The following is a 7,495-nucleotide window of genomic DNA, read 5'->3' as shown; positions in this document are numbered from 1 at the left end:
CTTAGAAACTTAGAAACTTAGAAACAAAAAAAATCCTGTTCTTTCGAACAGGATTTTTTTTGTTTCTATATTGCTCTCGAATAAATATTTAAAGTACCGCTACTCAAAATTGAATTTATCGTTTTTATATATTCTTTTTTCGTGTACAGATTTACATCTATTCCAACACTACAATTGTCATAAGGTTCATATTTTTTCAAATTAGATACCGAAAATAGCCCAATTGTTGGTGTATGTACTGCGCTTGATAAATGCATAATTCCGCTATCAGCTCCAATAAACAAATCGGCATTTGCAATAACAGATCCTATTTCTCGGATATCTTTACTATAAAATGTCGGAGCTTTAAATCCGATTTGAGATACATTTTCTACAGGTAAAATCTCAATAATATTGTAGTTTTTATACTCTACGGTAAGTTGAGAATAGAACTTTTCCCACCACTCCTCTGATAGACATTTTGAACCTGTTGCGTAGGTAAAAATGCAGATCGTTCTTTTGTCGTTATTTGTTAGTTCTCCTAATATTTTTCTTCCTTCTGAAATTTCAGAAGCTGTTAATTTAAGATCTAAAGGAGCAATTATTTTATTACTACTTGTTGGCAATCTCAATTTTGCCAAATAATTTCGAAAATTATAAACAGGATACTTTGCAATATGTTCAAAATCACTTTTTTTCTCTGCGATTTCATCATTTGAATCTCCGAAAAACTTGTATTTGGCATTTGAGAACTGAACCGCTAATCGGCCCGAAGAAGAGTTTTGATCTACATTAATCGCTAGATCGTAGGGAGTTTTTTTTAACGAAATCCAAACCTTTGAATAGGCAATCAAGCTTTTAAATGGCTTTTTAGGTAAATGGATTATTTTGTCGACAGTATCGTATTTTTCAAAAATAATAGGCGCTAATGTTCCTTTTACAAATAAATCAATTTTACAATTTGGAAACATTTCAGACACTTCCTGAACAAGCGGCGTAATTAATAAAAGGTTTCCTAACCTTCCATTTGGCCTACAAATAAGAACTCTTTTAATTTCACTTTTATCAACCAAAATAAAATCGTTCTGCATATTTGTTTTTCCAACATTCTTAGTCAGGTTGCGCATTATGCTACGCCTATGTACATTTATTTTGCTTAATACACTCATTTATGGAATAATTTACGAATTAAAAATCTTAATTAAATTTTAGAAAAAGTGACAGACTCAAATCTAGCCTCTTTTATTTTCTAAAAATAAATTCTTCCAATAAGCATTTGTTACAAAATTGTAACCAAATGTATCAATATTTACATTTTTTGCTTTTGGAAGCGATATAAAATTACGACAAATTATTCTGTAATTAACAAATAACTAGATAGTTACACTAAAAACATCGACGATCTCCCAATAAATCTAGACGTTTATTGTAACCACATAACCTTCTGATCCTCGAATATTAAAGACAGTTCCGTTTTCAAATAATAAATATTGACCTTTAATTCCAGTTAATTTTCCGCTGAAAGAAGGTGTCTTATCTAAATTCAAACTGTTCACTTTGGCTGGATAACTCAAAACAGGATATTGAAGCTCGTAAACATCATTTTTTTGAGCATAAAAATAATCTCTAACTTCTGCTGGAATCAAACTTTCAATCTTCGCTTTTTCTGCAATTAAATCAAAACTTTGAACAGAGTTCTGCAACATTTTTCTCCAGTTGGTTTTGTCTGTATAATGATCTTTTAGAGCGACCTCTGTAATTCCTGCTAGATATCGATTTGGAACCTCAACAATGGCAATAGCTTGAGAAGCACCTTGATCGATCCAACGAGTTGGAACTTGCGATTTGCGAGTTACGCCAACTTTTATTTCGCATGCCGAAGCCAAATATACAATATGCGGTTGCAGTTGCGCTTTAGATTCATATTCTAAATCTCTATCTGCAATTCCTAAATGCGCTGTACTCAATTCTGGTCTCATAATCCAATCTCCAACAGCAGGGCTTGAATAAAAACACTCGTAACAAAAACCTTGTCGGTATATTTTTTTCTTTTTACCACAATTTAAGCATTGACAGCCTACAAAATTGATTTCAATTTCTTTATCTAATAATTGATTAACATTTAAGAAACTATCTTCAAAGACCAAATAATATTGGATTGGGCTTCCAAGTTCAGTTTGCATTTTTGTCAGTACGCCTTGATATTGCATTCGTATTTTTATTTATAATTGCTGATTCGGATTTATTAAAAGATTTAAAGTTTTTTGTGTTAAAATTCGACTTATTAGGTAGAATCTTTACTTCAAATCGAATTGTTTTTTACAAAAAAATATTATTTTTGATATGAATACAAAGTTACTACTTGTCTCTCGATATTCAAATTTTAAGTTTTTAGTTTTACTATAGATTGTGAGATTTAAAACCTAAAATTAGTTAACTAAAAACCAAATTCATGCCTTTATCTATTATCAATTCGTTTGCATCGTGGGTCCTAAAACAAAGGATTCATCAAATAGAGCTTTTTTTAAAATACCCAAATGAAGTTCAAGAAGAATTATTGCACAACTTATTGACGGCATCTGAAAATACAGTTATTGGAAAACAATATGAATTTTCGAGTATCAATTCCTATCAGACCTTTGCAGAAAGAGTTCCTATTGCGACTTATGAAGAATTGCAACCATTAATTGAGCGCACACGTTTGGGTGAGCAGAACGTTTTTTGGGAAACACCAATTAAATGGTTTGCTAAGTCTAGCGGAACAACAAATGCAAAAAGCAAATTTATTCCTGTAAGTAACGAAGCGCTGGAAGATTGCCACTATAAAGGAAGTAAAGATCTTTTATGCCTTTATTTGAATAATAATGAAGATTCTGAATTGTTTTTAGGAAAAAGTCTTCGTTTAGGAGGAAGCTCTCAAATTTACGAAAACAACAATACTTTCTTTGGCGATTTATCGGCAATCTTAATTGAAAATATGCCAATTTGGGCTGAATTTAGCAGTACACCAAGCAGCAAAACTTCACTTATGAGCGAGTGGGAAACGAAAATCGCTGCCATCATTAACGAAACAAAAAATGAAAACGTAACCAGTTTTGCAGGAGTTCCTTCTTGGATGCTGGTTTTAATGAATAAAGTTTTAGAAAATACTGGAAAACAAAGTTTATTGGAACTTTGGCCAAATTTGGAAGTTTACTTTCATGGTGGCGTAAGTTTTTCTCCTTATAAAGAACAATACAAAAAACTGCTGCCAAGCAAAGATTTTAGATACTACGAAATCTATAACGCTTCTGAAGGCTTTTTTGCGATTCAGGATTTAAATAATTCAAGTGATTTATTGCTAATGTTGGATTACGGAATTTTCTACGAATTTATTCCAATGGACACTTTTGGAACTCCAAACCAAAAAGTAATTCGTTTAGCAGATGTAGAATTGAATAAAAACTATGCTATTGTTATCACAACAAATTCTGGCTTGTGGCGTTATCTGATTGGCGACACGGTTCGTTTTACATCACTGAATCCGTACAGGATTAGAGTTACAGGAAGAACAAAACATCATATCAATGTTTTTGGTGAAGAGTTAATGGTAGAAAACACCGATCAAGCAATTGCAAAAGCTTGCCAGGTTACGCAGACTGAAGTTATAGATTATACCGTTGCTCCTATTTTTATGCACGACAAAGAAAAAGGCGCACACGAATGGATGATCGAATTTAAGAAACATCCAGCTGATGTTGGTCTTTTCCAAAAGGTTTTAGATGAAACATTGCAAACTTTAAACTCAGATTACGAAGCAAAACGCTACAATAATATGACTTTGAACCCTTTGGTAATTAATGTTGCTCGCGAAAATCTTTTTTATGACTGGTTGAAAGAAAGAGATAAATTGGGCGGACAACATAAAATTCCGAGGTTATCCAACCAGAGAGATTACTTGGAACAATTAAAGGAAATGTGTTAAACAATTTTATTTAATAGAGATGAAAGAAACAAAATTTAGTGACCTGACTACTGAGGAACTGATAAAAAATCAGAAGACATTAAAAACTGTCAATGCTATATTTTGTGTTGTCCTTTTTGTCTTATTTGTTCTTAATATATTCATTGTTTTTATGAAAGGTTTTAGTGCAATGAATATTATTCCTGTTGCTTTGTTGTTTATCCTTTATTTAAATCTGAAAAATTTAAAAGAAATTAAAAGAGAATTAGAATCTCGAAAATAAATTCAAAAAAGTTTTAGACAAAACTTTACAGACCTAAAATTCTGACTCGTAGTGCAACATAAAATTACGAGACTTTTCGCTCTCAACAAAGAGATGTTTGTTGTTGCTAAAAGGATTTCGGACTTTTAAAAGTCTATCTTCCATTTTGCAATCGGCCTAGATTGCACTTATACATACTTGAATAAATCCAAAATAAATAGATAGTGACTAGCCCCAAAGATAAATTAGTTTTAAATAACTTTTTCCATTCCCTGTTTCCAATAGAAAAAGAGATTGTAGAAAAAATCACTAAAAATTTTACTCCCTTTAAATTAGAAAAGAACTCTATTCTACTGGATAAAGAAATGGTAAGCACCAAAACTTACTTTTTAGAAAAAGGCTACATGGCGTCTTTTATTCTAAACGAAGATAATGACGAAATCATTACAAATATCTTCACTGCACCTTGTTTTGTAAACGACTTTCTTTCTTTTTTTAAAAAAGAACCTACCAAAGAAACGTTTCAAACCATTACAGATTGTACTTTTTGGGAAACGGATTTAGAAACTGTTCAAGACAATTTTCATTCTATTTCTCAATTTAGAGAATTTAGCCGACTGTTGTTTGTAATTAATTACCACAAGCTTAACGATAGACTTATAGAAATGGTAAGTCAAAAAGCCGAAACTAGATATTTAAAGCTTTTAAAACAAAGACCCGATATTTTTAAACATGTACCACTCAAGATTATAGCTTCTTATCTTGGAATTACAGATACTTCGTTAAGCCGTATTAGAAGAGATACTTCCCATTTCTAAATTCTTATCATTTGACAAGTATTAGTAAACGCAGAAGAAATGATATTTGTAAAAAAATAAAAAAATGGAAAGAAAACATATTGTCGTAGTTGGACTCGGCGGAGTTGGAGGTTATTTTGGTTTTAAAATAAATCAAGCCAATGAGACTAAAAAACAACATCAAATTACATTTATTGCAAGAGAGCAAACTTATGATGCTGTTAAAAACAATGGATTAATTTTACTTTCTAGCGAACATCCTAATTCAGTTACAAAACCTGAATTTATTTATGATAATATAAAGGAGGTACAATCTCCTGATTTAATATTAGTTTGCACGAAGGAATATGATCTTGAAAATATCTGCAAACAGATAATTCAAATCATTAGTCCAAAGACCATTATATTACCTATGATGAATGGGGCTGACATTTATGAAAGAATAAGAAAAATAATTCCTAAAAATACTATTCTGCCAAGTTGTATTTATGTCGCTTCTCATATAAAAGAAAAGGGAATTGTTGAACACAAAGGAAAGCCAGGAAAAATATTTATTGGACGCGATCCCGAAAATTTTAATGAAAACATTGACTGGATCATTGATTTATTATCTGAAAGTAAAGTAGATTTTGAATTGAAAGATGATTCTTTTACTGAAATCTGGACTAAATTTATTTTTATCGCTAGTTTTGGTTTGGTAACTTCTAAGTACAATTCGTCAATTGGAGAAGTCTGTACAGTTTCTTTACAAAGAAATGAAGCTGAAGGAATCATGAAAGAGATTAAACTTATAGCGGACAAAAAAGGAATTAAACTAAGCGAGGAAATCATTGAAAAGACTTTTGAAAAAGCAGCAACTTTTCCGCCAAAAACACCAACTTCATTACAGCTTGATATCAACTCAAACAAAGCAAATAATGAGTTAGAACTATTTGCCAGTCCAATAATTAATTACGGAATTGAGTTAGATATTAAAACTCCATGCACTGAAAAAATTTATAATGAATTAAAAGAAAAAATAAACTTAAATTAAAAACCACTAATTCTACCAAACTTGAATAAGGGATAGAAGTGAAGTCCTTTTTTTCTTTAAAAATAAAAGAATTTCTTCATCAGTTTGCTATCGCTCTTGTGAAACGGATAGTTCGCTACGTCGCAACATGTCCATATAAAAAACCTCAGCCTTTTATTGTAAAGACTGAGGTTTGTTTGCTTTTATTACATTCAGTATGCCATTTCGATGAAGGAGAAATCTTCAAAAGTAGCTCTACAAAGAATCTAGAAAATAATAGCACTATTAAATAAAAAATCAGTTTATAAAGCTGGCCTTTTTATGCAAGTTTTAAAATTTTTACAAACTCATTAATTTCTTCTTCTATTTGATTGTCTTTTTCAATTAAATCAGGATAAATTCCTTCTTCCTTATAGCGAATATATTTCATAATAGAACCAAAACGCCAAATATTTGCTCCTTTTATATCCCCATTTGACAATTCACTTTCTATTTCTTCATGATACCCGATTCCTTCATAAGTAGTTCTTTTTATGAAATCTTCTCTAAACCTTTCCATTTTTTCTGAGGTATCAAAAAACTTATTTAGCTTACGATCATTTGCAGTAATAGTGGCGCTAATTTTTTTAGCTACTTCTATATTTCCTTTTTCTCTTAATATTCTAGCTTTTAGAGCCCACATAGTGTGTATATAATCCCAAATATTATATTTACCATCAAAAACAACTTCTTTAGTCAAGTCTATTAATTTTTCTGCATTATCAATATCTCCTAAGATATACATCCAAAAAGCAAGATCTGTTAAATTACTTATGTCGTTTTCACTTTTAAAAGAACATTTTTTTTGCAGTTTTTTACAAAGAGATTGAACGTTCTTTTTTGAGTATTTATTTTTTATATTTTCCAACAAATCTATCATAATCCTTTAATATTTTGCTTTACCTCAATTATCGTATAACAATTTTAATTGCGCAAAACTATATAGATTTTTAATTCGTAATAACCCGCATAAGACACAAGTATATCAATAAAGGTCAGAGCTTAAAAATGAAAAGATTTCAATGAATAGCCCGAACCAAGGGAACATCCCTAAATAAAAAAACCTCAGCTCTTTTTAAAGAACTGAAGTTTGTTTTTTATTTTGATTGTCGAGCTACTTGTGGAGATCCCTCGTTCCTCGGAATGACATAAAATAGATGAATTTAATTTGTCAGGCTGAGCGGAGTCGAAGCCCTTTTTTACATGAAATTCCTTCGACTCCGCTCAGGGTGACAGATTGCAAATTACATCATATCGATATATCTATCGTGATATCCTAGCAAGTATAAAACACCGTCAAGACCTAAACTTGAAATTGATGTTGACGCGCTTTCTTTTACTTTTGGTTTAGCATGAAAAGCAATTCCTAGACCGGCTAAGTTTAGCATTGGCAAATCGTTTGCTCCATCTCCAACTGCAATGGTTTGGTTAATGTGGATTCCTTCTTTTTCGGCAATTGCTTT

The 7,495-nt window shown here is 31.1% G+C and carries 8 protein-coding genes; 4 read left to right on the top strand and 4 right to left on the bottom strand.

Features of this window, described 5'->3' with window-relative positions:
- Positions 1-65: 65 nt before the first annotated feature.
- Both B3J44_RS04370 and B3J44_RS04365 read right to left on the bottom strand, forming a co-directional pair.
- Complete coding sequence (locus B3J44_RS04370) at positions 66-1,148, bottom strand: glycosyltransferase family 9 protein (RefSeq protein WP_286966059.1); 1,083 nt, start codon at positions 1,146-1,148, stop codon at positions 66-68.
- Positions 1,149-1,394: 246 nt separating this feature from the next.
- Positions 1,395-2,189 carry a DUF2797 domain-containing protein gene (locus tag B3J44_RS04365; protein WP_286966058.1) on the bottom strand — a complete coding sequence of 265 codons (795 nt, stop codon included), beginning with the start codon at positions 2,187-2,189 and terminating at the stop codon, positions 1,395-1,397.
- A gap of 242 nt (positions 2,190-2,431) precedes the next feature.
- On the opposite strand from B3J44_RS04365, the gene B3J44_RS04360 reads away from it, so the two are divergent.
- From B3J44_RS04360 to B3J44_RS04345, 4 genes are all read left to right on the top strand, one after another.
- The gene (locus tag B3J44_RS04360; RefSeq protein WP_286966057.1) at positions 2,432-3,943 is read left to right on the top strand and encodes a GH3 auxin-responsive promoter family protein; all 1,512 of its coding nucleotides are present in this window, start codon (positions 2,432-2,434) and stop codon (positions 3,941-3,943) included.
- Positions 3,944-3,962: 19 nt separating this feature from the next.
- Positions 3,963-4,205 carry a redox-active disulfide protein 2 gene (locus B3J44_RS04355; RefSeq protein WP_198854424.1) on the top strand — a complete coding sequence of 81 codons (243 nt, stop codon included), beginning with the start codon at positions 3,963-3,965 and terminating at the stop codon, positions 4,203-4,205.
- Positions 4,206-4,408: 203 nt separating this feature from the next.
- On the top strand, positions 4,409-5,002 hold the full coding sequence (locus B3J44_RS04350; RefSeq protein WP_286966056.1) for a Crp/Fnr family transcriptional regulator: 594 nt from the start codon (positions 4,409-4,411) through the stop codon (positions 5,000-5,002).
- Between the two features lie 64 nt (positions 5,003-5,066).
- Positions 5,067-6,014: a ketopantoate reductase family protein gene (locus B3J44_RS04345; protein WP_286966055.1), complete on the top strand. Its 948-nt coding sequence runs from the start codon at positions 5,067-5,069 to the stop codon at positions 6,012-6,014.
- 298 nt (positions 6,015-6,312) lie between these two features.
- On the opposite strand, the gene B3J44_RS04340 is transcribed toward B3J44_RS04345, so the two are convergent.
- Entirely contained in the window at positions 6,313-6,912 is a 600-nt protein-coding gene (locus B3J44_RS04340; protein WP_286966054.1) for a DUF6707 family protein, read from the bottom strand.
- A 364-nt stretch (positions 6,913-7,276) separates the two neighbouring features.
- Positions 7,277-7,495 (bottom strand): HAD hydrolase family protein (locus tag B3J44_RS04335; protein ID WP_286966053.1); only part of this gene is annotated, 219 nt, incomplete at its 5' end.

Origin of the sequence: Flavobacterium sp. UBA4854, from assembly GCF_002399805.1 — a bacterium.
In the GTDB taxonomy this organism is placed as follows: domain Bacteria; phylum Bacteroidota; class Bacteroidia; order Flavobacteriales; family Flavobacteriaceae; genus Flavobacterium; species Flavobacterium ginsengisoli.
Note: the sequence above shows the minus strand (reverse complement) of the source record. Positions and strands in the feature narration are given on the sequence as shown.

Bases quoted from the DNA above. Each gene is read 5' to 3' on its own strand.
- B3J44_RS04370 (WP_286966059.1), bottom strand. From the start codon at position 1,148: ATGAGTGTATTAAGCAAAATAAATGTACATAGGCGTAGCATAATGCGC.
- B3J44_RS04365 (WP_286966058.1), bottom strand. From the start codon at position 2,189: ATGCAATATCAAGGCGTACTGACAAAAATGCAAACTGAACTTGGAAGC.
- B3J44_RS04360 (WP_286966057.1), top strand. From the start codon at position 2,432: ATGCCTTTATCTATTATCAATTCGTTTGCATCGTGGGTCCTAAAACAA.
- B3J44_RS04355 (WP_198854424.1), top strand. From the start codon at position 3,963: ATGAAAGAAACAAAATTTAGTGACCTGACTACTGAGGAACTGATAAAA.
- B3J44_RS04345 (WP_286966055.1), top strand. From the start codon at position 5,067: ATGGAAAGAAAACATATTGTCGTAGTTGGACTCGGCGGAGTTGGAGGT.
- B3J44_RS04340 (WP_286966054.1), bottom strand. From the start codon at position 6,912: ATGATAGATTTGTTGGAAAATATAAAAAATAAATACTCAAAAAAGAAC.